We start from the raw sequence: 25,466 nt of genomic DNA, 5'->3' as shown, positions 1-25,466 counted from the left end.
TTCAAAGACGAATGCGTCCGATTTCCTCACCGGATTTCTGGCTCAGGATAACCACCACTTTTGGCGTAGCTTGATCGGTTCCATAAATCACCAGTAAGCGGTCATCTGATATGGTCACTCCGATTGCACTCATGCCTTCAGGTGCCTTTATATCAATGTCACCAAACTTCCGTTGAACTACAGACAATGTCTGCGAGACGGCAAGCGGTGCTTCAGCTGCCTGCGCTGCTTCTGCCTGCGGGGTCGCTGTTGCCCGTTTATAGAGGATAACGCCAATCGCGGCAGCTACCCCGATGATCAGTATCCCCAGAATAATTACTACTGATTTTAAAAAAGTAGTGTTCGGAACTTCTTCTTCTGTCATAACAGCAACCATAATCATTATTTATAAATTGGTGCTTCCCATATGCCATCACCTGAAGGTACACATCAAGTCGAAGTTTCAGAAAGCGACGCAGGAGAGCGTCTCGACCGCTTTCTTGCAGAACGCCTCGGAGGACTCTCAAGAAACAGGGTTAAGCCTTTAGTCAAAGACGGTCACTGTTTCTTTGAAGGCGCTGCCGTCACAGATCCATCCAAACGGGTCAAACCTGGCGAAATATACCAGATTACAGTGCCCGAAGCATCGGACCCAGATCCCGTTGCACAAGATATTCCTTTGGACATTGTCTTTGAAGATGAGCATCTTATTGTCGTCAATAAGCCTGCACGAATGGTTGTGCACCCTGCCGCAGGAAACTGGACAGGAACCTTGGTGAACGCCCTTCTTTTTCATTGCGGCGATACACTATCCGGCATTGGCGGCGTCAAACGGCCCGGAATAGTCCATCGCATCGATAAGGAAACAAGTGGTTTGATGGTTGTGGCCAAAACGGACCAGGCACATCAGGGACTCGCCGCTTTATTCGAAAAGCACGACATTGAACGAACGTACAGGGCCATTGTCTGGGGCCGGGTTTATCCTCCTAAAGGTCAGGTGGAGACTAATATCGGCAGAGATCCGCACAACCGAAAACGCATGGCCGTAATGGAAGGTGGCGGGAAATGGGCCCTTACCCACTATGAACTTGAAGAGAATTTTGATGATATCGCCTGCCTTGTAAAATGTAATCTGGCAACAGGACGCACCCATCAAATCCGCGTTCACATGGGCCATTTAGGGCATCCACTGGTCGGAGACCCGGTATACACCCGCCCTAAACTCAGCCGAACAAAATCATTGCCAGACGCCCGACAGAACGTTATTCGGAAATTTCCCCGGCAGGCCCTGCATGCACAGACACTCGGTTTTGTGCACCCCGTCACTGACAAGCCCTTGAAATTTGACGTAGAATTCCCACCTGATATGAAGAAACTACTCTTTGCGTTCCGCGGAAAGTAGTTTTAGTCTTTTTTATCCTGTTTCACTTCAGATAACAGGGTTTTTGGGGGTCCCAGAAAACTTGGCTTCTTAAGCAAGTAAAGTGGACTTGCCGCATGGACAGAGAGGAATTGGACTATGGCGAATACACCGATGCCGACACTTACCCCAGAGGGGGGGTTGTCCCGCTACCTGCAAGAAATCCGTAAATTTCCAATGTTGGAGCCGGATGAAGAATATATGCTGGCAAAAGCATGGCGGGACCGCGAAGATTCTGAAGCTGCTCACAAAATGGTAACCAGCCACCTTCGTCTTGTCGCGAAAATTGCGATGGGCTACCGAGGATACGGGCTGCCTGTTGGAGAACTCATCGCCGAAGGAAATGTCGGCATGATGCAGGCCGTCAAACGTTTTGAGCCTGAAAAAGGGTTCCGTTTGTCTACTTATGCGATGTGGTGGATCCGCGCTGCAATACAGGAATATATCCTGCGCACCTGGTCTCTTGTGAAAATGGGAACAACCGCGGCTCAGAAAAAGCTGTTCTTTAACCTTCGGAAAATCAAAGGTCAGATCCAGGCGATTGACGAAGGCGATATGACCCACGAGCAGGTTAAAACTATTTCAACAAAACTTGGTGTTTCTGAGACGGAAGTCATCAATATGAACAGACGCCTGACTGCGCCTGATCACAGCCTAAACTCACCTATGCGCGCCGATAGTGAAGGCGAGTGGATGGATTGGCTGGAAGACGACACCCCCGATCAGGAAACGGTTTATGCCGAGAACGAGGAGCTGAAAAGTCGCCGGGCAATGCTTGAAAGTGCAATGGATTGCTTGAACGAACGGGAAAAACATATCTTGACGGAGCGGCGTCTTCGAGAGGATCCCCTTACTTTGGAAGATCTCAGCCAAGAATATAATATCAGCCGTGAACGCGTCAGACAGATCGAAGTGCGGGCGTTTGAAAAAATTCAAAAGGCTGTAAAGGCCAAAGCCCTGGAAGAGAGATTGAATTAACGGCTCTTTGCCTTAACGTTTCAAGACATTGAAAGCGGCTGAAAAATCAGCCGCTTTCTTTGATTCTAGCGGGAAAACCCTGCTGCCGATTTCATGGCAACATATCCCATTGGCTTCATCGCGGCACAGACTGCATCACTGGGCTCACCATAAAGCGTGCATCGAAACGGTTTAAGGACACCCATAAACCGTTTTGCAAATTTTGACCCGAAATTCCCCATATGGATCATGGCTGCATCGGAAGAAGCGTATCGTTCGAAAATATGGCAGATGGTTTCGTCTTCGCTAAGAGACCATTCGTAATTCAGCGCACCTGGCTCATCTTCCATTGTCGCAGATGACATTTCCTGCATAAGGGACTTTAATTCTTGTAATTTTCCATCGCGAACATTCGCTTCAATAATCCAGTAGACATGATCTGACATTTGCTTCCCCTGATTGGTTTTGATTTTTCTTTGATCAGGGGATATTAGTACAGTCGATACAAAAAAAACTATTTCTTTGTTCCATTATTCTTACTGGCCGGCTGGATTTTTGCATCCTCAATAATCTGTCCACCCCATTCTTCGATCAGTTTCGCGCGCCGGCGTTGTAGGCGCTTAACAACCTGCGCGGCCTGCACTTCATAGACGCCTTGGACAAAAATCGGGACCCCCCATAATAGAAAGCCCGCCACGCCCGCACTTCCGAACATCAGCAACCACATATAAGGGTCAGAAAGAAGGCGCACCGCCTGATTTAGCGTATGCCCTCGATCCCACAAAAAACCGACAACCGGCAATACACCGGCCAAATTGCAAGCGAACATGGCCGCAATGCTGCCGCGGACTTTTGACGTGTTTAGAAATATCGCAATAACGCTGGGGATCATTCCGCATGCCAGAACCAACATTGTTGGCGGGGCAACAACAGAACACACACCGATGAAAACCATCAGCGGAAATAAGGAAGCACTGCGACCAGCGCCTTTTGATTTTGATTTTGCGGCCATCTTATCCTCTAAACGAAATACATGTATGAGAGCCCCATACTGGCCAGAAGTGCGGAGATAGAAATGACAGAGGCGATCCACTGGCCATATTTTTGGGCGGCGCGTTTTCTGTATTCCCGCCCTCCTTCCAGGGCTCCAATACTATTTTCAACAGCAACAAAAGACTTAATAGCTTGCTCATACTCTTCTGCATCCCGGCGCAGATTATTCTTTAGATCCACTGCTTTCAGAATTTTTTCGATACTGCCGGATTCTTTGACTTGATCGTATTTTGATTTTACATATTCCCGGCGAATATCTGAATGGATACTATTTATCGAAGGTTTAATCAGTTCCCCCACCCATAAGCACATACCCGGCTTTGGACTGGGGCTCATCATGTTTTGCATACGGGCAAAAAGATTGATCAGTCTGTAAACATGCTCGACTGTCCCTTCTTTTTCATTGGCAACCTCCTGAACGCTTTTGAACAACCGCTTCGAACGCGCTGCAATGAAGGCAGCAATATGCCTGTCATACGGTTTGATTTTTCCATTATTTTTAAGGGCAAGATGTTCAAGAACGTCCATCAATTGAACCGTATCTTTTACGTGGCATCCGCCTAGAGATGTACTCAGGCAAGAGATGGTCGGGTTAAGTTCATACAGGCATCTTTCCAGACCAAACCCGACCTGCTCTTTTTTCTCCATAAAGCTGAAACATTCAGTGGCAACCCCAAGCTTCATCCACCCTTCGCCTCGCTTCCGCTCGCCACTTCGCTTCCCGCTCTCACTGTAAATAATATCCAGCAGTAACCCGCTTTCCAGAATTTCGGCCAGCGTGTTTTTTATGCTGCCTCCAACCTGAAAGGCGTAAGCTATCAAGCCGTTCATCCCCCCTCTGGAAAAGGTGACGTCTCGATACCAAAGCGACCCTTGCCGGTCTAAAATCGCAGCCGCGCGAGAGATCGCCTGAATTTCATTCCGGCGCAACCCTCTGGACGTGTTCCGCGCCCGCGAGACAACCTCGGCGAATTGTGCACCCGCCTCTTTGTCATTCAGCGAGTTTTTAACCCAGCTTTCCAACTTTCCGTTTTCCAGCATCACATAGCCTTGAGACGGACGCCGGCATAACGCCATGGCCAACAAGCGCGGAGATACATACTCAATTTCTTCAAAAACAATGGGGCCAGGGGCTCGCCGATCACCAAATCCGGGACGGGGGCGCTCGTAAACACCATCTCTCCAACGTCTCAACACCTCTACATTCCAGCGCCGCGTCGGGTCATCATTAAGCAGCCCTGCCAATAAAAAGCCAACCCGTGTTGATGCCGGAATTTTCGGAACAAGAACCGCATAACTACCATGCTGCAATTTTGCCGCATAAAGTTCACTTCTTGATCGCCCGGCACCTGGAAGGACCCCGCCTAACAGATGAACGATCAGCACTCCAAGCGCATAGATATCAGCCATAACGGTGGCGTTCCCACGCCCATATTCCATTGAATTCGCGCTCTCGAGAGGTTCATAGATATCCGGCTGCAACGAACCCGCTGGACTGGTGACACACTCACCAAGTACAAGCCCGAGATGGTTATCATCCATGTAAAAGAGGTTGTCGGCACGAATAGCCCGATGACTTTCCTCGCGCTCTGCGAAATCCAATATGGTATCCAGAACACGCGGTACAATTTTATTCAAGACATCCTGTTCACTCAACGGGCCTGTTTCAGACGAAAATACCCGGCCATGAACAGGCAGATCAAAAACAAAAACATACCGTATATCCGCAGGCCCAAACGAAACCAGTCCATGGGAGTGCAACTCAACCATACCCGGCGCACTTCTGGCGGTCAGGCGCTGCGCGAGTTCTTCACGGTGGGGAGTGCCAGGTTCCGAAATTAGCGCATACAGAACCGCGCTTGAATTTTGAAGGTCATCAACGGCATAAGCCTTATTGTTCCCACTGTCCATATGCGGAAGCGGGTTCATCAGCAAGATCTTAAATCGCCCTCGGAGCATTCCAAGAGTCTTGTCCTGCTTTTCATTCTTACCAGAATTTTCGTTTTTCTCAGATGCCATTGACCCAATTAACCAAACTTTATGCCACGCTATAAAATGGCCAATTGATCTTAATATGAAGTTAAGTCAGGTAAGGAATTTCGCGTTTTCTTCGGGAAATGGAAAGATATCTAAATCGTTGACACGACAATAAAAAAGGCGGCCTCGATGAGACCGCCTTTAAAAAATCATGAAGCCGGTTTCCTAGTCGGAAAAAGGATCCCGAACAAGAATGGTATCTTCGCGCTCCGGGCTTGTTGAAACCAACGCAATCGGTGCCTCAATTAACTCTTCCACCCGACGAATATATTTAACGGCTGTTGCCGGAAGGTCGTCCCAGCTACGGGCGCCAAAAGTACTGTCTTTCCAACCTTCTAGCGTCTCATAAATGGGCTCTACTTTGGCCTGATCAATCATATTCGATGGATAATAATCCAATGTCTGATCTCCCAGACGATATCCAACACAGACCTTCAATTCATCCATGCCATCCAGAACATCCAGCTTGGTCAAGGCAATACCGGAAATACCGCCCGTTTTAACTGCCTGACGAACCATAACAGCATCAAACCAGCCGCACCGTCTTTTTCGGCCCGTGACAACACCAAACTCGCGTCCGCGTTCACCAAGCCCCTGTCCGACTTCGTCAAGCAGTTCTGTTGGAAATGGACCTTCACCAACCCGGGTTGTGTACGCTTTGGTAATACCAAGCACATAATTCACAGCGCCCGGACCAACACCACTACCAACAGCAGCCTGTCCGGCTAACGTATTTGATGATGTGACAAACGGATAAGTACCATGATCATTGTCCAGCATCGCGCCTTGAGCGCCTTCAAACAAGACCAGTTTACGTGCTTTGCGGGCTTCATCCAACCGGCGCCAGACAATGTCCGAGAACTCAAGAACCTCAGGCGCGATTTCCAGTAATTCTGTCAGAAGTTTATCACCGTCAATGGGGTCTGCCCCTAAGCCTTTACGCAACGCATTATGATGCATCAACAATGTCGCGATCTTATCTTTAAGCAAGGCTTCATTTCCAAGATCACTCACACGGATGGCGCGACGGGCGATTTTGTCTTCGTAAGCAGGCCCAATACCGCGGCGGGTTGTTCCAATTTTCACGGCCGCAGTTGCATCTTCCCGAAGCGCGTCCAGTTCGCCATGCAAAGGCAGAATGATGGTCGCATTTTCAGCAATTTTCAAAGACTCTTTGTCAATGACAACACCCTGCCCGCGCAAAGTGGAGATTTCCTTCTTCAACGCCCAGGGGTCGATAACCACGCCATTGCCGATGATGGACATCTTGCCGCCCCGGACAACACCCGAGGGCAGAAGGCTTAGCTTGTACACGTTACCATCAATTACGAGCGTGTGACCTGCATTATGACCGCCCTGAAAACGCACAACAACATCTGCTCGTTCAGAGAGCCAGTCCACAAGTTTACCTTTGCCTTCATCCCCCCACTGGGATCCGACAACTGCTACATTCGCCATAATACCTAAGTCCTTAACTACTGAGTTATAGGGTGATTTCAGTGCCACTCTCTTTATCAAAAAGATGAGTGCATCCGAGGCGGGTTGCCTCGACTTCGTTCTTCTGTTCCTGTTTCAAACCACAAACCGTGATCCAGCCATCAACGCGATACTGTCTGGCTTTCGCCCGGTCCGTTCCAAAAGGAATAAAAATCTTCTTCTCTTTCTTTCTCGCAGGAACCGCCCGCAGAACGCTATCCAGAAAAAGAGTAAATCCTGTTGCCGTTTCGCCGTCTACCAGATGATAGCGGCCCCCGCGCCCCAATTCACCACGCACATTTCGGGCAAACAGGGTAAAACTTATTCCAGTTTGATATTCAAAGCCTCGATACTCGCCCGGATCAATCGTCAATTCGAGATCCGGAGACGCTTCCTTCAAGGTTTCAACCAAGACCTGAAGATCTTTGATCTGCCGGGACGACTGTTCTGGCAGGTCAAGGGTTGTCAGTTTTTTAAGGGCAAGATCGGCAGGGCCCGCTGCATGCAGCAGGCTATTCAGGATCGGTGAAAGCACGTCGCCAAAATTATCAAGGACGGCCGCGTCTTTTTGATCGAGCGCCTCACGCGCTTCCTTGGTTTGCTCGGCATCGATCCCCAATTCCTGACAGATGGTCGGAAGCAATGTCGGTAAGGTTAGATCAATGGAACATTCGTCAATATGTAGCTGATCCAATGCTTCGGCAGCAAGAAGAATGAGTTCTGCATCTGCTGATATTTCCGGGGCACCGATCAATTCAACACCGGCCTGTGCAAACTGGCGTTCGGGTCGAAGCTGGCTGCCATAAACCCGAAGAACCTGTCCTGCATAAGACAGTCTCAATGGTCTGGCTTCCTGTTTCATACGGGTTGTTGCGACACGCGCAACCTGCAACGTAATATCGGTTCGAATACCCATCATTCGATGGGAAACCGGATCCATCACCCGAAACATTTTGGAAGACAGTGCTTCGCCTGCACCTTCCAGAAGATGTTCTTCAAACTCGATAAGAGGAGGCTTAACCCTTTGATAGCCGTTGGCTGTGAAAACACCCATAAGGGCCTCACTAACTTCGGCTTCGGCGGCGGCGGCGGGCGGCAACATGTCAGCCAATCCAGCTGGCAGTAGCCCTTTTTTGGAATAATTATTCATCACATGGGCTTATAAAGCATATTTCCCAAGAATGTGCCAACAAGAACAGCAAAGAAGCGGCACTTTTTAGGTGCCGCTTCTTTATTTTTACCGATCTTTTGCAGAAAACTGCTGTTTGATTAGAACTTGAGCGATTTTACCTGCTCAACATGGGACAAAGATTGCACCTCTGCGAGCGTTTGAGAGGTCAATTCCGAATCTATTTCGATCAGGGCGATGGCTTCGCCCACGTCAACATTACGGCCAAGGTGGAAGGTCGCGATATTAACACCAGCAGCACCAAGCAATGTTCCAAGAGAACCAATAAAACCAGGCTTATCCTTATTGGTAACATACAGCATATGCGGACCAAGTTCAGCTTCCATGCTGATCCCTTTGATACTGACAATGCGCGGGCTTTTATCACCATACAGAGTGCCGGCAATATCGCGGCTGCGTTGTTCCGTTGTAACGGTGACCCGGATCAGTGTTTGATAATCATCCGCCTTGTCATTAATGCTTTCCATAACGTCGATGCCGCGTTCTTTAGCAACAACCGGTGCATTGACCATATTGACGCTATCAAGCAGTGGGCCCAATAATCCCTGCAAAATGATCGATGTCAGCGGTTTGATGTTCAAACCTGCTGCCTGACCTTCATATTCCACATGAACTTTCTTCAGGCCGCTTTCTGTTACCTGACCGGCAAAACCACCAAGCTGTTTTGCAAGATCCATATAGGGCTTCAGCTTCGGTGCTTCTTCCGCCGTTACAGAAGGCATATTCAACGCATTCGTCACAGAACCCACCAGAAGATAATCTGCCATCTGTTCTGCAACCTGAATGGCCACATTGACTTGTGCTTCGTTCGTTGAGGCTCCCAAATGTGGTGTACAAACAACATTTTCGACACCAAACAGCACATTTTCAGTCGCGGGCTCTACCGCATACACGTCCACAGCCGCACCGGCAACTTTACCGCTTTCAAGGGCTGCTTTTAAGTCCTCTTCGACGATCAACCCGCCACGGGCACAGTTGATGATCCGTACACCATCTTTCATTTTGGCAATATTTTCGGCATTGATGATATTGCGCGTGCCATCAGTAATTGGCGTGTGCAGAGAGATGTAATCCACTTTCGCGAACAGCTCATCCAGCTCTACTTTTTCAACGCCTAATTCTACAGCCCGTTCTGGTGACAGAAACGGATCGAAAGCAACAACTTTCATCTTAAGGCCAATGGCACGATCAGCAACAATCGAGCCGATATTACCGCAACCAATAATGCCAAGTGTTTTACCATAGAGCTCAACACCCATGAATTTGGATTTCTCCCATTTCCCGGCCTGCGTCGACTGATTGGCGGCAGGGATATGACGAGATACGGCAAACATCATGGCAATGGCATGCTCGGCCGTTGTAATTGCGTTTCCGAACGGCGTGTTCATGACACAGACACCGGCCGCCGTTGCCGCAGGAATATCAACGTTATCGACACCGATACCAGCGCGTCCAACAACCTTAAGGTTGGTCGCCGCCTCAATGATCTCTTTCGTTGCTTTTGTAGAAGAGCGAATTGCCAGTCCGTCATACTGACCGATACAGGCTTTTAACTCTTCCGGGCTCATACCGGTGATTTCGTCAACTTCTACGCCGCGTTCGCGGAAAATTTCCGCAGCTTTTGGACTCATCTTGTCGGAGATAAGGACTTTAACCATTTTCGTGATCCTTCCTGGAAGGCAGATTATTTCTGGAAATTTTTCTTCAGTTCGGCGTAGCCCCAGTCCAGCCAGGGCATCAGGGCCGTCAAGTCATCAGCTTCAACCGTTGCACCTGCCCAGATCCGAAGACCTGCGGGCGCATCCCGGTAAGCACCGATGTCCAAAGCCGCTCCCTCTCCTGCAAGAATGGAAACCAACTGTTTTGCAGCTTTCGCCTGATCGTCGTCAGACAAACCAGCGAACCAGTCATCTGTAATTTTCAAACAAACAGAACTCGGGCTTCTGATCTCTGGGTTGGTTGCCAGATAATCAAGCCAGTCTGACTGTTCGACAAAATCGGAGATCACTTTGGCGTTTGCGGTTGTCCGGGCAATCATACCCTCTTGACCACCAATGCTTTTCGCCCACGTCAAAGCATCCAAAACGTCTTCAACCGCCAACATGGAGGGTGTATTGATTGTTTCACCTTTGAAGATACCATCGATCAGTTTACCGCCCTTTGTCATGCGGAAAACTTTTGGCAATGGCCAGGCCGGTGTGTAATTTTCTAGCCGTTCAACAGCGCGGGGACTTAAAACCAGCATACCGTGAGCAGCTTCACTGCCTAACACCTTCTGCCAGGACCAGGTCACCACATCGAGTTTTTCCCATGGCATTTCCATGGCAAAGACAGCCGATGTCGCGTCACAAATTGCCAGACCTTCCCGGTCATCAGCAATCCAGTCGCCATTTGGCACGCGAACACCAGATGTTGTTCCGTTCCAAGTGAACACGACATCTCTATTCCAGTCAGTGGCATTTAAATCTGGAAGCTCACCATATCCGGCTGTCACTACTTCCGCATCGGCCAATTTCAACTGTTTGACAACATCTGTTGCCCAACCGGAACCGAAACTTTCCCATGCAAGAATTGTTGAAGGGCGTGCCCCTAGCAGCGACCATAGCGCCATTTCAACAGCGCCAGTATCTGAACCCGGAACAATCCCGATTTTGTAATCATCTGGAATGCCCAACAGCGCGCGATGCTCATCGATCACAGCTTTCAGACGCGCTTTTCCTTCAGCGGCCCGATGAGACCGGCCGAGAAATGCATTTTCAAGAACTTGGGGGGACCATCCGGGACGCTTTGCGCAAGGGCCGGATGAAAATAGAGGAGAGTTAGGGCGTCTCTCCGGACGCAATTCTTCTGTCATAATAAACTAAACCTTCCAGTCTAGAGCATCCCGGTGGGGGGATGTGGCCCGCCGCAGACATTAGGGATCGAAACCAACTTGTCAATTATTTTTTGCTGCAGCGCGAAAAGAATAATCTGACGGAGAAAATTTGATCTCGAATTCCGGATATTTAATAACCTTGAAATCAGGAAACTCTGGGGACCTAGAAACCCAAATGCAAGAGGTCCTGCATGAGTTCAATAAAATACACCCCATTGTCCTCCGAAATTGTAGAAAAACTGCGAATGAATGGCCGTGACGCTCACGGCAACCCACCCGAGCATTTGATCTCCGACGGAGACGGGCTCCCCTGTCGTCATTGCCTGAATTTCATCGCGCCAGGAGAGCCGTATCTTGTCCTCTCCTACAAACCTTTTTCAACGAACCAACCCTATGCCGAACAAGGCCCTATTTTCCTTCATGCCAACAAATGTGATTCTTTTGACGCCTCACAATCCCGGCCTCTAATCCTTTCAGATAACGGTGCCATTCTGATCCGGGGCTACACCGATGAGGAGAGAATCGTATATGGAACGGGCCAGATAATTGCTAAACATGATCTGGAAAAATCAGCGGCCGCTTTGTTCAATCGCGCGGAAGTCGCATTTATTCACGTTCGCTCAGCGACCAATAACTGTTTTCAGTTCCGCGTTGATCGCGCATCTAGCTAGCTTAAAATCAAGTTTATTGTCTTCGATACAATAAAAAGACTAAAAAAAATGCTGGATATACATCAAAATCGCCCTTACTTGCCAAACTAGAGGTGCCAGATGTTATCCAGCCAACGCCCCCTTTTCGATATACCCGATGATATTTGCTATTTTAATTGCGGGTATATGTCCCCGCTTTTGAAATCTGTGGCCAAGGCTGGTGTAGAAGGAGTGATGAAAAAGGCCTCCCCATGGACATTGACACCCACAGATTTTTTCACTGAATCCAATGCTGCCCGCAACCTGTTCGCTCAGTTGATAAATGCAAAAGCCACTGACATCGCCATCATCCCATCGGCATCTTATGGCATTTCAGTCGCTGCGAAAAACCTGAAGATAGAGGTCGACCAGCACATCCTTGTTCTCAATGATCAGTTTCCATCCAATATTTATAGTTGGCAGGAACTCTGCAAAGAAACCGGTGCGCACATCAAAACGATTGCACAACCCTTGGATCATGATTGGACATCGGCTGTTCTGGGCGCCATTACGCCAAACACGGCCATTGCCGCCCTTCCCAATTGCCTTTGGACAGATGGTGGTTTGCTGGATCTTGAAAAAATTGGCGAAAAACTCCGCTCGGTAGGAGCAAAGCTCGTCCTCGATGTCACACAGTCCTTGGGGGCAATGCCGTTAGACATCCAAAAAGTTCAACCGGATTTTCTAATCGCCGCGTCCTATAAGTGGCTTCTGGGCCCCTATTCCGTCGGTTTTCTGTATGCAGCCCCGCACCAGCAGAATGGCTTACCGATTGAGCATAACTGGCTGAACCGAAAAGGATCTGAAGACTTTTCAAAACTGGTTGATTATCAAGATGACTTTCAGCAGGGCGCCGTTCGTTTTGACATGGGCCAGCGTGCAAATTTTGCACTGATGCCAATGGCCGTTGAAGCCTTGCGGCAAATCCTTGAATGGGGGGTCGCTGATATCTACGAAACCCTGACTCACCGAACCAGCGAAATTGCTGAATATGGTGCAAAACTCGGCCTGACCTCAGTTCCTCTAGAATACCGGGCTGGCCACTTTTTAGGTCTTGAGTTTAAGGGCGGTGTCCCGGAAACCCTATTAAAACAACTGGCCACGGAAAATATTTTCGTGTCGGCGCGGGGAAATTCTTTAAGGGTTACACCGCATCTATATAATACCGATTACGATGCAGACAGGCTGCTGAACGCTTTGAAAAAAAATCTGGGAAAGATATCCTGATATGACGCTTGATCTTAACAAAATCCGCCAAGATACTCCCGGTACAAAAAACCATATTCATCTTAACAATGCGGGTTCAGCCTTGATGCCCCTGCCGGTCTACCGTGCTGTTGTTGACCATCTTGACCTGGAGATGGAAATTGGGGGCTACGAGGCCCACGCACGAGCCCAATTTGCCTATGAGCGGGTGTATGATGCTCTTTCAGAGCTGATCAATGCAGAGCGGTCAGAAATTGCGTTGGTTGAAAATGCTACAGCTGGATGGCTTATGGGGTTTCATGGACTGCATTTTAAACCCGGTGACCGGATCCTGACGGCCGAAGCGGAATATGCCAGCAATGTGATTTCATATATCCAGGTCAAACAGAAGTTTGGTGTGGAAATTGACGTTGTCCCCAGTGATGAAACCGGGCAAATTGATGTTCTCGAACTGGAAAACAGAATCACTGATAATACAAGACTGATTTCAATCAGCCATATTCCAACAAATGGAGGATTGATCAATCCTGCAGAAGCCGTGGGCAAAATTGCCAAGAAATATAACATCCCATATCTATTGGATGCCTGCCAGTCTGTAGGACAAATCCCCGTCGACGTCGAAAAAATCGGCTGTGACATGCTATCTGCAACAGGCCGAAAATATTTGCGAGGTCCGCGCGGTACAGGCTTTTTGTATGTCCGTAGTGGATTTCTGGAATGTCTGGAACCTCCGTTTCTAGATTTACATAGCGCAACCTGGACATCTCGCGACAGTTATGAAATGCGGAGTGACGCCCGGCGATTTGAAAACTGGGAAAGTAATTTTGCGGCACAAATCGGTTTAGGTGTTGCTGTTGACTATCTTCTGGATATCGGGGTCGAAGCAGCTTCCGACAGGCTTTGCGCCCTAGCGGCAACAGCGCGGGAGCACCTAACGTCGCTCGACGGAGTAACCGTTCAGGATATTGGCCAAAAGAAAGGCGGTATGGTCACTTTTTCCCACGATCGGCTTTCAGCGGAAGAAATCAAGGCCACCTTGGCGCGCGACAACATCAATGTGTCAACCTCTTCGGTTTCATCGACCCGCTTCGATATGGAACGTCGTAAGTTACCAACCTTGGTACGCGCATCTTTCCACTATTATAACTCTGAAGACGAGCTCGCGACTTTCATTCAGAAAGTTGCAGCCTTATAAGCCCCAAATCGATGCAATTTTCCAGTCTTCACAATACCGTCAGAAGATTGGAATTGCTTGGGTTTTAGGCATAAATTAAGAGTTTGTTAAGGAATTTATATTAGGAATACAGTACTTAGCCAGAAGGCGAACAACGGTATAGAATTTCCGAAAGGTGAGTATATGTTACCCACATCCATTGGCTCCCAGACAGGAGGCATCCAACCTTCTGCACTGGTTCAGAAGCCAGAACCGGACCAACAATTTGCGGAAGCCGAAAAAGCAAAAGCAGCAAGCCCTGCGCCGCAAAATACTTCGCAGCCCCCTGTACCAGCCACAACGGGTGTTTCGATCTCCGTTGAAGCCGTGACCGCGCTACAACAGGTGCAAGAAGCAAATACAACTGAAGCCCGCAATGAAGTTCGCCGCGATGACGCCTCAAATGCACAGGCATCTGTGCAGCTACAGCAGCAGTCTGATCAGGTAACTGAGCAACAGGCGACCCGTTCCGATCAACCTGTACAGCAGGTAACAGAAGATCGATATGAGGCCCGCGCCGAGATTGCTTCAGGTGAAGAGACAGATGGTGCCGGCCGTTCCGCACGCAATCCATTAAACCTCCAGATTTAATCCTGGTCTCCTTGGAATGATGATTTCCCAGGCTTCAATGGTTCCACCCCCAACCGTCCCCACTTCGGTTGGGACCGCAGCCCAAACCGCTGCGGCAGCAGGCGCACGCCCAGCAACCGTTATCCCAGAAAACGAAACCGTTATTGCGACGCACAAAAGCCCTTCAGTCAAATCAGATAATTCTTCTCTGCTTTCGCTTTCCAATGAAGTGTTTAGCGCACTGCATGAGGATGGTAATCACAATCCTGCCATTGAGGGGGCTGAGCATAAGCCTGAAGAACCCCCAGAAAACAAAAATCCAGTATCTTCCAAAACCGAAACTGCAGATCCATCTGGATTAACCGAAGCCGAGCAAGAACAGGTGGAAACTCTGGAACGGCGGGATCGAGAAGTCAGGAACCACGAACAGGCCCATGCCGCTGCTGGCGGGCAATATGCAGGGTCACCGAGTTACGAGTATCAAACAGGCCCAGACAATCAACGGTATGCCGTTGGCGGTGAAGTAAAAATTGATACAGCGCCTATTGCGGGAGATCCGGCGGCTACGATCACTAAAATGGATGTGGTCATACGTGCCGCGCTGGCCCCGGCTGAACCCTCTGGTCAAGATAAGGCTGTAGCGGCCGCAGCATCCCAGCGACGCGCAGAAGCACAAGCCGAATTAAGTGCTCAACGCCAGACTGAACTCTCTGGTAATCTTGAAGAGGCATCAGGATCTGTCAGCACCGACGGCCCATCAGGCGCGCCTATTTCAGAGGGAGAGCCAACAAAGTCAACGGTTGATCCAAGTGCTATAACGGACCTGTTTGCTTAATCGACCCTAACGAAACGCGCCGATGGTGTGCCCATGAAGAAGCGGGCCATGCCCCTCTCCCAAGCCCGGAGCTTTTTGAATAGCAATTTCAACATATCGCAACCCCCGGTCCACACTGTCATGCAAAGACAGCCCTTGCGCCAATCCTGTGGCAATCGCAGATGACAAGGTACAGCCCGTGCCATGCGTATGCCGTGACTTGATCATGGGGTGACTGAATTCATAACTCTGTTCCGGGGTCACCAATAAATCCGTAATCACCGGGCCTTCCCGATGACCGCCTTTCAACAAGATGGCAGACGGTCCCATTGAAAGCATCTTATCCGCTGCCGCCCGCATATCATCCAGATCCTTGATCGCATGACCAACAAGGCTTTCTGCCTCAGGAATATTGGGAGTTAGCAATGTGGTATGTTTTGACACCAAACGCGAAATAATGGCCTCCTGTGCATCATTTGCAAGAAGCGCGGCCCCACCTTTCGCAATCATCACCGGGTCCAGCACAATCGGCGGCAAATCACGCACACTATCCAGATAATCACCAATCGCATGTATAACTTCCGCACGGTGCAACATGCCCATTTTAATCGCATCAAAACCAATATCGTCGAAAACCACACGGATTTGCTCGACAACAAATTTGGCGGGAATGGGTTCAATCGCAAAAACACCTTTTGTGTTCTGCGCGGTCAAGGCTGTCAAAGCTGATGCCCCAAACCCGCCCAATGCGGTAATAGTTTTCAGGTCGGCTTGAATCCCTGCGCCACCCCCAGAATCTGACCCAGCGACTGTTAATACACGCCCTAACATTAATTATGCTCCTTAACCGGCAACTTTCTCGACTTCATGGACGATCTCGTCAACCACCTGATTGACAATATCAATATTCTCCCCTTCGCCCATAACACGAATAAGAGGTTCCGTTCCCGATTTACGAATTAACAATCGTCCTGTACTGGCGAGTTTTTTCTCACCTGCTGCGATCGCGGCTATTACAGCAGGGCTTTCCAACGGTTTTCCAGCCTGATATCGGACATTTTTCAAGACTTGCGGATAAGGATCAAAGCTTCGGCAAACTTCGCTGACAGGTCGCCCTTCATTAATAATCACAGACAGAACCTGCAATGCTGCGATCAAACCATCTCCTGTTGTTGCAAAGTCGTTCAGAACCATATGCCCCGATTGTTCACCGCCAACATTAAAGCCATGCTTGCGCATATGTTCAACGACATACCGGTCACCAACGGCGGTTCGCACCAGATCAAGGCCTTTGTCAGCAAGGAATTTTTCCAGCCCCATATTAGACATAACGGTCGACACCAACCCGCCACCCTTCAACAAGCCCCGATCCGCCCAGCTCGCAGTGATCAATGCCATCAGCTGATCGCCGTCGATCAGATGCCCATTTTCATCACAGATAATCAAGCGATCTGCATCGCCGTCCAAGGCAATGCCAAGATGCGCACCCTCTTCAACCACTCTGGCGCACATGGCGTCTGTTGAGGTCGAACCGCAGTTATCATTGATGTTAAATCCATCGGGATTGTCCCCCATAGCGATGACGTCAGCCTCCAACTCCCAAAGGACAGTAGGTGCTACTTTATAGGCCGCACCATTTGCGCAATCCACGACAACCTTGAGGCCTTTTAAAAGCTGATCACGCGGAAAACTGCTTTTGGCAAATTCAATATAGCGGCCTCGCGCATCATCCAACCGGGTTGCCCGGCCTAACATCTTGGGGGCTGCAAGACTGATATTGTCGGGATTATCAATTCCCTGTTCAATTTCCAACTCCACTTGATCAGACAGCTTATACCCATCAGGGCCAAACAGTTTGATCCCGTTGTCCTGATAGGGATTATGAGACGCAGAAATCATAACACCCAGATCTGCCCGCAATGAACGGGTCAACATCGCAATCGCCGGCGTCGGCAAAGGGCCAACCAAAATCACATCCATACCAACGGAGACAAACCCGGCGGTAAGCGCGGGCTCGACCATATAGCCGGAAAGGCGGGTATCTTTACCGATCACAACCCGATGACGAAAATCACCACGACCTGTAAATTTCCGGCCTGCCGCCATCCCCACTTTCAAGGCAATATCCGCGGTCATCGGGGGCTGATTTGACGTCCCTCGAATGCCATCTGTTCCAAAATATTTGCGCGTCATATCCCCTCGCCGCTTTAAATTCTATGCCTTCAAGGCTAAATTGATTGATCGCATTTATCAATGCCTGACCAGACGGCAATCGCCTGACGGCTTTCTGCCACGTCATGCACCCGGAAAATCTGAACTCCGGCGGTTAAACCATATAGCAATGCAGAAAGTGATCCTCCTATTCGGCTCGCCGCTTCACCGGGACGATCAATTTTTCCAATAAATGATTTGCGAGAAACCCCCAACAAGACCGGACACCCTAAGGCATGGAAATAAGGCAAGCCCTTTAAAAGGGTCAAATTATGATCCAGTGTCTTTCCAAAGCCAATACCCGGATCAACACAAATACGCTCAAGATCAATGCCTGCGTCTCGGCAAAGCTTTATTCGCTCTTTCAAATAATCCAGTACGTCAAATAGTACATGGTCATAGGTCGGGTTATCCTGCATGACCTTTGGATCTGCAGAACTGTGCATTAAGCAGATTTTTGCATCGCTTCGGGCGACTACGTTCACACTGTCAGGGTCAAATTCTAGGGCCGTAACATCGTTGATGATTGCCGCACCGCCTTTTAATGCAGCCTCCATTACTCTAGGTTTCCGGGTGTCCGCCGACAGCAGGACAGGCCAGTTCCGACATGCTTTTAAAACAGGTCTTACGCGGGCCAGTTCTTCTTCCTCTGTCACGGCATTAGCGCCGGGGCGCGTACTTTCACCGCCAACATCCAGAATATGGGCCCCCTCATCCAGCAACGATTTCGCATGTTGAACAGCGTGGTCCACTTCAAAAAATTCACCGCCGTCTGAAAAACTGTCGGGTGTCACATTGACAATCCCCATAACAACAGGCGTTGGAAGCCCCCACACATCCTGAGCATTCATGGCTGACCGAATATGTGCCAATTGCTGATTAATCTCTTCTTTTTGAAAAGGATAGTCCGACGCCAGCGTCTCTATCGCTTCGCGGCTAACAACAAAAGAATGGACAGATTTATCAGACGTCCGAACGGTTAGCCGAAATTGCTCGCTCGCCATCTGTGGACCGGGAGCCAAATAAATCCGATCAGAAGAGGAAAGGCCCCGCGATAAAGCGGAGCCTTTTAAGAAGTCACTCATTAGCAGATCACGAACCAGGTTGTGGTTCTGGTTCCATGCCGCCAGAACCCGTGTCAGGCTTTTTATGACCATCCGCTTTTGGTACCGCAGAGCCCGGACCTTTGTCCATTGGTGTTTCATCATCCTCTGGACGGTTAAGATCGCCACCTTCCATCAGAATTTTGATTTCATCACCGCTTAGTGTTTCATATTCCAGAAGACCTTTAGCAATACGATGTAACTGCTCTTCATTTTCAGTCAGGATTTTCTTGGCTGTCGCTTCACCTTCTTCTACAAAGCGGCGAACCTCCTGATCGATAAGTTCAGCTGTCGCGTCAGAAACATTTTTTTGCTGCGCAACTGAATGGCCGAGGAATACCTCTTCCTGATTAGCACTATACATCAACGGTCCCAACTTGTCGGACAGTCCCCATTCGGTCACCATCCGGCGGGCCATATCCGTCGCCATTTTAATGTCTCCAGAGGCGCCTGTCGTCACGGCATCATGACCAAAGATCATTTCTTCAGCAATCCGGCCGCCCATGGCAACCGCCAAATGGGCAAGACACTGATCACGACGTAACGAGTAACTGTCCTTTTCAGGAAGCCGCATCACCATTCCCAATGCGCGACCGCGCGGGATGATTGTCGCTTTATGAACCGGATCCGATGCTTTCATATGCATACCGACCAAGGCATGACCACCTTCATGATAAGCGGTCAGTTCTTTTTCTTCTTCAGACATCACCATTGAGCGACGCTCTGTGCCCATCATGACCTTGTCTTTTGCTTCTTCGAATTCCTGATGTGTAACCAGACGCCGTGATTTACGCGCGGCCAGCAAGGCGGCTTCGTTTACCAGGTTGGCTAGATCCGCACCCGAAAATCCAGGTGTTCCGCGAGCGATTGTCCGAGCGTTAACATCATGTGCCAAAGGAACTTTGCGCATGTGAACTTTCAGGATTTTTTCGCGACCAATAATATCAGGGTTAGGGACAACAACTTGACGGTCAAAACGTCCCGGGCGCAACAGCGCCGGATCCAGCACGTCCGGACGGTTTGTTGCAGCAAGAAGAATAACGCCTTCATTTGCTTCAAATCCATCCATCTCGACCAGCAGCTGGTTCAATGTCTGCTCACGCTCGTCATTACCGCCGCCTAGACCGGCACCACGATGGCGGCCAACGGCATCAATCTCGTCGATGAAAATAATGCATGGTGCGTTTTTCTTACCTTGTTCAAACATGTCTCGAACGCGACTCGCGCCAACACCGACAAACATTTCAACAAAATCTGAACCGGAAATTGTGAAAAACGGTACATTCGCTTCGCCCGCGACAGAGCGTGCGAGTAGAGTTTTACCAGTACCCGGAGGACCAACGAGCAAGCAGCCTTTTGGAATCTTACCGCCAAGACGCTGATATTTCTGCGGGTTTTTCAGGAAGTCGACGACTTCTTCCAATTCTTCTTTGGCTTCTTCGATGCCTGCGACATCTTCAAAAGTGACACGGCCGTGTTTCTCTGTCAGCAACTTGGCTTTTGACTTGCCAAAACCCATGGCTTTTCCGCCACCGCCCTGCATCTGACGCATAAAGAAAATCCAGACACCGATCAACAGCAGCATCGGGAACCAGGAAAGCAATGTCGCCATCAACAGGCTGCCTTCTTCTTCCGGAGCCGCTTTGATAACAACGTTATTGGCTTCAAGCTTATCAACTATATTGCTGCCTTGCGGCGTATAGGTTGAATACGAAGTCCCGTCACCGGCTGAGCCTGTGATGGTTTGACCTTGAATTGTTACCTGACGGATATCACCGTTTTCGACTTTTTGCAGAAAATCGGAATACGCAAGTGATGTACCCGGATTCCGCTGCGATGAGTCATTGAATATATTGAAGAGGGCAACAACAAGCAGTGCAATCACTACCCATAGAACCACATTTTTTCCAAAGAGATTCACGAAAAATCTTCCCTTGCACATCCGGCCATCATTTGGCCAGCATTATTAAACCACGCCCATTTTCATGGAGACATCATAGATATAAGTCAAATTTGCGAACATCCAATAGGCAGTGTTACACAGACTCACGATAAAAAATGGCATTTGGGTTTGAATACCATTTCAAAGCGCCCTTGCGCAATGCCCATGGCATCTAAATTATAGGAAAACAGAGGCATAGAGACGATTTTGGCGCCAATCCATATAGAAGGAAGGTTTTTTTTCACAATAGAAGGCAAAGGATCGGGCGTTTGCCATTCCGGCGATTCTTTTAATTGCTGCCAACCATCGTCCCCAATAACACGCACCCGAGGACAGTCTTGTGCGCTGATGTTTGTCCCCGGCACCGTGTCTCTAATTTCAAAACGGTCATCCCACAGGCATACTCTGTTATTTGTTAGTTCTTTTTCAGGAAGATCTGTTCTTCCCGGCTCACGACATAAAATCCACTGATCGCGCTGCCGCAATAACTGGCAGCCAAATAGAGTCTTGGCCTTCGACATCTGATCCGTCTTCAGAGAATGCTGCAACCGTTCCAACGCACTCATTTGCGGCCCCTGTCCCGTCCCTCTGACAAAAATGAACAGTCTTTGCAAAAACCGTATGGCAATCTCGTCGGGCATCTCTTCAATTGCTGCCTTTGAAAATCTGACAAATCCCAGCGGGCTTTCAACAACATGGGTCCGCAAATACTGTTCAGTGATTGTGCTAAGGGCCCCATCAGCGCGTTGTGTGCGGGTGACGCTCATTTCCAAAGATTGCAGATTACTTTCTGGGAGGTCTGCTAAGATCTCCAAGGCCCGCCCTAGATGCGTTCTTGTAAAAACCGGATTGTCATTGCTTGGATCATCAATCCACTGCTGATCTGATTTTTTTAAAAAGTCTCTTAGTTGCTGGCGACTGACCGACAGAAATGGACGACTTATTATAATCCCGTCCTGTTCGCGCGTGGCAGCCATGACGCTCAACCCCTGAACCCCACTTCCTTTCGCCATGCGCATAAGGAATGTTTCAAGCTGATCCTCCAGTTGATGGCCCATAATCAGAAGATTGGCACCCAACTGCTTGCATTTTTCTTTTAACAGACGGTAACGGGCGTTTCTTGCCGCTTGTTGAATACCTGTTCGTGGATGAGGCCCTTTCCAGGTAAGGATATGGTGTTCCATTCCAATCTTTGATAGCCATTCCGCAACCAACTCCGCTTCCTGCCGGGCTTCGGGCCGCAAGCCGTGATCAACAGTCAGTCCCACCACTTGAACATCCATACGCTGTGCCCAATCCACAGCGGCCAGACAAGCTGCCATGCTGTCGGAACCACCAGACACAGCAACGCCCACCTTTAAGAGGCCTCCCTTAGGAATTTCAAGGGACTTGAGGTGGGCGTCAAAAATGGACTGTACGGAAACTACCATGTCAGGTCATATGTCAAATCTTACTGGCATCCGAATTTTTGTTTTTCCAAACCAGCGATCCGCTTAAGACGAGAAGACAGATTATTGAACTGTTTTTCCAACTGCTGAAAGGTTGCACACGCTTCTTCTTTTTGCTCCATCCGGCCGAGGGTCATTGCTAGTTTCAACAGATTGTCAGCTGCTTTGGAACTGTCCGGATAATTTTGATAACCGTTCAAAAATGAAGAGGCGGCGTTGGGATAATCTCCTCGCACGTAATAGGTTTCGCCCAGCCAGTATTGTGCATTGCCAGCAAGTTCATGTTCTTTATTACTTTGTAAAAACGCGGCGAATGCTTGTTCAGCGCCTGCGAAATCATCCTTACTCAACATTGAGAAAGCCTGATTATACTGTGCTGCTGGGTCCAGATTTTCAGTCGGAGCGACTGCCGCGACAGAGGGCGCACTTTCATTGGCGGGCGCAGCAGTGTCAACCGGCGCAGTTCCATCTGCAGGCACCCGCAAAGTCCCAAGCAACCGCGTCCCTTTTGGTAATCCCGCTGCCGTCGTTCCAGAGGCAGATTGAGATACACTATCCGTTGCTGCGGATTGCTGGCTATTTTGAGGGGCTGTTCCTGTTGAGGGTAAGTTGGAAGCAGGCGCCGTATTCTGGCCAACGATCGACTGACCACCATTTAACCGTCGTTCAATATCTGTGAGACGGAAATCAATATCCAGAACAAGCTTATCCAACCGATTTTTCAACTGATCCAGCTTGAAAGTGATTTCCTCAAGATTTCCGGTTGCCCGTCTCTGCTCGCCTTCCAGCGCATCAATCCGGGACGACAACAAGGCCGCAGCTTCTCCGCCCGCAATGGCGCCACCGCTAGAAGAAATTGTAGGTGCCGGAACATCTTGGCCCTGAAATACTTTTCTCTGCACATTCGTCAGATCGGCTTCCAAGCGATTAATACGGTCCAAGAGCGCCTGAACATCACTGCTTTGCGCCTGAGCCGAAGAAAAGGCCAATGTTGAAAACAAAACTGTTGTCGCAGCAAACGCGATCAGGACAATTGAATAACGATGTCCGGTTCTTGATTTTTCTTTCACCTTAGCACCTATTTTCCCACGCTTTTCATCAGAGACGGGCCAAAAGACCTTTAAATTCGGAATAATATATAAGGGAATATTGTGACCAAACAGAGGCTTTTATCCATCCCTGTATTTTTACATAAAAAAGCCCGTTGCCGGTCTACAGCAAGCTGGACCGGCAACGGGCTATGCATCAAGTAGTCAGACTGTTAGTTGACAGCCAAAACGCCACGACGGTTTTGAGACCATGCAGCTTCGGTATGACCCAAGGCTACTGGACGTTCTTTACCAAAAGAAATCGTTGAAACACGTGAGGCTGAAATGCCCAATGTTACAAGATAGTTTTTAACAGCAGTTGCACGGCGTTCGCCGAGTGCAAGGTTGTATTCACGTGTACCGCGTTCGTCCGCATGACCTTCAACAGTGACAGTCACTGTTGGGTTCGCTTTCAACCAGGCGGCCTGACGCTGGACAGTTGCCCGCGCTTCGTCGCTAAGATTGAATTTGTCGAAACCGTAGAATACACGATCACCAACATTCAGAACCAAGTCTTCCTGGCTACCAGGCTGAACCTGATTTGAACCAGTGCTTGCAGAAGTACCGCCAGTTGATCCAGAAGAGCTGCCAGCCTGGGACGATGCGCCCCCACCAGTGCTGTCGCCGGAGTCCGTTGGCGCTGTTTCACATGCTGCGACCAATGTCAGTGCAGCAAACATACTCAAGAATTTAAGGCCAAGATTGAGCCGCATTTACTTAACTCCCATCCTCTGGAAATCTAAATTTTTGGGTATTCCAAGTAAAACGACGTCCGATTGAAGTGACGCTGCCCCTCCCTGAAATATACTCCCCCTAGAAAATCTTACTTTTTCACTATACTTATGCTCACTCACGGAAGCAAGGGCGACCATGCTGGATCAGACCCATCCCGCGGAGTAATCATTTCTCTTTCGTTATAACCTGTCAAATCCACAGACCACAAGCTAACTTTATCACCAACCCCGTTCTTATTTCCCGGTACTTGCCGGAAAAACACAAGAACACGCCCATTTGGTGCCCAAGAAGGGCCCTCATTATGAAACCCTTCAGTCAGGATGCGTTCCTGCGAACCGTCAGTTCTCATCACGCCTATGGAGAATTTACCACCCGTCAATTTTGTAAAAGCAATCAAATCACCACGGGGGGACCAGACAGGTGTGCCATAATTACCACGCCCGAAGCTTATCCGCTTCACATTTGAGCCATCTGCGTTCATTACATAGAGCTGCTGACGACCGCCACGATCTGATTCAAACGTGATCCGCGTCCCGTCCGGAGAAAAGGAAGGCGCCGTATCAATGCCCGGATGCTTGGTTAAACGCTTTAAAGAACGCGTCCGCAAATCCATCAGGTAAATATCCGAATTGCCGTTCTCGGCCATGCTCATCACAACTTGATTTCCGGATGGAGAAAAGCGCGGGGCAAACGTCATCCCCGGAAATTCTCCCAGCACTTCCTGCTGCCCGGTATCAATGTTGAACAGATAAACCCGCGGACGATTGTTGAAATAGGAGAGGTAAGTAATTTCCTGCTGAGTTGGCGAAAAGCGCGGGGTCAATACCAGATTGCTGCCATCCGTCAGGAATTGATGCCGTTCCCCGTCCTGATCCATGATCGCAAGACGCTTCACCCGCCGGTCGGCAGGACCACTTTCCGAAACATAAACAATCCGGGTGTCAAAATATCCTTCTTCACCGGTTAGGCGCTTATAAATCTGATCCGCAATCAAATGGGCAGTACGACGCCAATTGGTCGCGGCACTTTTATATCCAAAACCGGCCAGATACTGCTCGGAAAAAACATCCCATAAGCGGAACTGTACATTAATCCGCCCATCGGGCAGCGCGCGCACCATCCCAGTAGACAGGCCTTGTGCGTTGATTTTGCGCCAGTTAGAAAAAACCGGAGTAGCCTGAAGATCGACAGGCTTTTGCAGGAATGCCCGCGGGTCAATCGGGGCGAACAGGCCAGATCGTTCCAAATCAGCGCGGATAACCTCGGCGATCTTCTGCCCAACCAGCCCGGCTGTTTCGGTTTCGCTATAAAAATCGGTGATTGCCACAGGAAGAGGCTTAATATTACCTTGCGTAATATCAATAACCAGTTCAGCACGAGCAGGTGAGGCAACTGCGATTGAAAGCACAAGGCCTACTGCAACCCAATACCCCCAGTTAGCAAATTGGCGAACCATATTTC

Annotated in this window: 23 protein-coding genes; 7 read left to right on the top strand and 16 right to left on the bottom strand. The window is 49.3% G+C overall.

The window, feature by feature from the left end; translation table 11 throughout:
- Position 1: 1 nt before the first annotated feature.
- The gene (locus tag ACJAYR_RS03605) at positions 2–364 is read right to left on the bottom strand and encodes a hypothetical protein (RefSeq protein WP_415235322.1); all 363 of its coding nucleotides are present in this window, start codon (positions 362–364) and stop codon (positions 2–4) included.
- 42 nt (positions 365–406) lie between these two features.
- On the opposite strand from ACJAYR_RS03605, the gene ACJAYR_RS03600 reads away from it, so the two are divergent.
- A complete protein-coding gene (locus ACJAYR_RS03600; RefSeq protein WP_415235321.1) occupies positions 407–1,381 on the top strand; it encodes an RluA family pseudouridine synthase in 975 nt (324 codons plus the stop codon).
- 117 nt (positions 1,382–1,498) lie between these two features.
- Positions 1,499–2,377: an RNA polymerase sigma factor RpoH gene (gene rpoH, locus ACJAYR_RS03595; protein ID WP_169542954.1), complete on the top strand. Its 879-nt coding sequence runs from the start codon at positions 1,499–1,501 to the stop codon at positions 2,375–2,377.
- 65 nt (positions 2,378–2,442) lie between these two features.
- Here rpoH and ACJAYR_RS03590 read toward each other — a convergent pair whose 3' ends face one another.
- From ACJAYR_RS03590 to ACJAYR_RS03560, 7 genes are all read right to left on the bottom strand, one after another.
- Positions 2,443–2,802: a putative quinol monooxygenase gene (locus ACJAYR_RS03590; protein WP_415235320.1), complete on the bottom strand. Its 360-nt coding sequence runs from the start codon at positions 2,800–2,802 to the stop codon at positions 2,443–2,445.
- 68 nt (positions 2,803–2,870) lie between these two features.
- Entirely contained in the window at positions 2,871–3,368 is a 498-nt protein-coding gene (locus tag ACJAYR_RS03585; RefSeq protein WP_415235319.1) for a hypothetical protein, read from the bottom strand.
- Positions 3,369–3,376: 8 nt separating this feature from the next.
- Positions 3,377–5,428, bottom strand: coding sequence for a hypothetical protein (locus ACJAYR_RS03580; protein WP_415235318.1), 2,052 nt, complete (start codon positions 5,426–5,428; stop codon positions 3,377–3,379).
- 183 nt (positions 5,429–5,611) lie between these two features.
- Positions 5,612–6,904, bottom strand: a complete 1,293-nt coding sequence (locus tag ACJAYR_RS03575; protein ID WP_415235317.1) for an adenylosuccinate synthase — start codon at positions 6,902–6,904, stop codon at positions 5,612–5,614.
- A 25-nt stretch (positions 6,905–6,929) separates the two neighbouring features.
- Entirely contained in the window at positions 6,930–8,072 is a 1,143-nt protein-coding gene (locus ACJAYR_RS03570; RefSeq protein WP_415235316.1) for an ATP phosphoribosyltransferase regulatory subunit, read from the bottom strand.
- Between the two features lie 119 nt (positions 8,073–8,191).
- Positions 8,192–9,769, bottom strand: a complete 1,578-nt coding sequence (serA, locus tag ACJAYR_RS03565) for a phosphoglycerate dehydrogenase (protein WP_415235315.1) — start codon at positions 9,767–9,769, stop codon at positions 8,192–8,194.
- 26 nt (positions 9,770–9,795) lie between these two features.
- Positions 9,796–10,965: a phosphoserine transaminase gene (locus ACJAYR_RS03560; RefSeq protein ID WP_415235314.1), complete on the bottom strand. Its 1,170-nt coding sequence runs from the start codon at positions 10,963–10,965 to the stop codon at positions 9,796–9,798.
- A gap of 212 nt (positions 10,966–11,177) precedes the next feature.
- Between ACJAYR_RS03560 and ACJAYR_RS03555 the strand changes: the two genes are divergently transcribed.
- The 5 genes from ACJAYR_RS03555 (at position 11,178) to ACJAYR_RS03535 (ending at position 15,499) form a co-directional block, all read left to right on the top strand.
- A complete protein-coding gene (locus ACJAYR_RS03555) occupies positions 11,178–11,657 on the top strand; it encodes a DUF1203 domain-containing protein (RefSeq protein ID WP_415235313.1) in 480 nt (159 codons plus the stop codon).
- 99 nt (positions 11,658–11,756) lie between these two features.
- Positions 11,757–12,902, top strand: a complete 1,146-nt coding sequence (locus tag ACJAYR_RS03550; RefSeq protein WP_415235312.1) for an aminotransferase class V-fold PLP-dependent enzyme — start codon at positions 11,757–11,759, stop codon at positions 12,900–12,902.
- Between the two features lies 1 nt (position 12,903).
- A complete protein-coding gene (locus ACJAYR_RS03545; RefSeq protein WP_415235311.1) occupies positions 12,904–14,076 on the top strand; it encodes an aminotransferase class V-fold PLP-dependent enzyme in 1,173 nt (390 codons plus the stop codon).
- 162 nt (positions 14,077–14,238) lie between these two features.
- Complete coding sequence (locus ACJAYR_RS03540; RefSeq protein WP_415235310.1) at positions 14,239–14,685, top strand: hypothetical protein; 447 nt, start codon at positions 14,239–14,241, stop codon at positions 14,683–14,685.
- Between the two features lie 16 nt (positions 14,686–14,701).
- Positions 14,702–15,499 (top strand): putative metalloprotease CJM1_0395 family protein, encoded by a 798-nt coding sequence (locus ACJAYR_RS03535; RefSeq protein WP_415235309.1) that lies wholly within the window; start codon positions 14,702–14,704, stop codon positions 15,497–15,499.
- A gap of 6 nt (positions 15,500–15,505) precedes the next feature.
- Here ACJAYR_RS03535 and thiD read toward each other — a convergent pair whose 3' ends face one another.
- The 8 genes from thiD to tolB all read right to left on the bottom strand — a co-directional run bounded on the left by thiD (position 15,506) and on the right by tolB (position 25,461).
- Positions 15,506–16,309 (bottom strand): bifunctional hydroxymethylpyrimidine kinase/phosphomethylpyrimidine kinase, encoded by an 804-nt coding sequence (thiD, locus tag ACJAYR_RS03530; protein WP_415235308.1) that lies wholly within the window; start codon positions 16,307–16,309, stop codon positions 15,506–15,508.
- A gap of 12 nt (positions 16,310–16,321) precedes the next feature.
- Positions 16,322–17,671: a phosphoglucosamine mutase gene (gene glmM, locus ACJAYR_RS03525; protein WP_415235307.1), complete on the bottom strand. Its 1,350-nt coding sequence runs from the start codon at positions 17,669–17,671 to the stop codon at positions 16,322–16,324.
- A gap of 35 nt (positions 17,672–17,706) precedes the next feature.
- Complete coding sequence (gene folP, locus ACJAYR_RS03520) at positions 17,707–18,774, bottom strand: dihydropteroate synthase (protein WP_415235306.1); 1,068 nt, start codon at positions 18,772–18,774, stop codon at positions 17,707–17,709.
- A gap of 7 nt (positions 18,775–18,781) precedes the next feature.
- A complete protein-coding gene (gene ftsH / locus ACJAYR_RS03515) occupies positions 18,782–20,713 on the bottom strand; it encodes an ATP-dependent zinc metalloprotease FtsH (RefSeq protein WP_169542968.1) in 1,932 nt (643 codons plus the stop codon).
- A 125-nt stretch (positions 20,714–20,838) separates the two neighbouring features.
- Entirely contained in the window at positions 20,839–22,164 is a 1,326-nt protein-coding gene (gene tilS, locus ACJAYR_RS03510; RefSeq protein ID WP_415235305.1) for a tRNA lysidine(34) synthetase TilS, read from the bottom strand.
- Between the two features lie 20 nt (positions 22,165–22,184).
- On the bottom strand, positions 22,185–23,252 hold the full coding sequence (gene ybgF / locus ACJAYR_RS03505) for a tol-pal system protein YbgF (protein ID WP_415235304.1): 1,068 nt from the start codon (positions 23,250–23,252) through the stop codon (positions 22,185–22,187).
- A 191-nt stretch (positions 23,253–23,443) separates the two neighbouring features.
- Positions 23,444–23,983 carry a peptidoglycan-associated lipoprotein Pal gene (gene pal, locus ACJAYR_RS03500; protein WP_169542971.1) on the bottom strand — a complete coding sequence of 180 codons (540 nt, stop codon included), beginning with the start codon at positions 23,981–23,983 and terminating at the stop codon, positions 23,444–23,446.
- Positions 23,984–24,120: 137 nt separating this feature from the next.
- A complete protein-coding gene (gene tolB / locus ACJAYR_RS03495) occupies positions 24,121–25,461 on the bottom strand; it encodes a Tol-Pal system beta propeller repeat protein TolB (protein ID WP_169544273.1) in 1,341 nt (446 codons plus the stop codon).
- Positions 25,462–25,466: the final 5 nt, after the last annotated feature.

This window comes from Sneathiella sp., assembly GCF_047631475.1.
In the GTDB taxonomy this organism is placed as follows: domain Bacteria; phylum Pseudomonadota; class Alphaproteobacteria; order Sneathiellales; family Sneathiellaceae; genus Sneathiella.
This window is presented reverse-complemented; position numbering and strand designations above follow the sequence as displayed.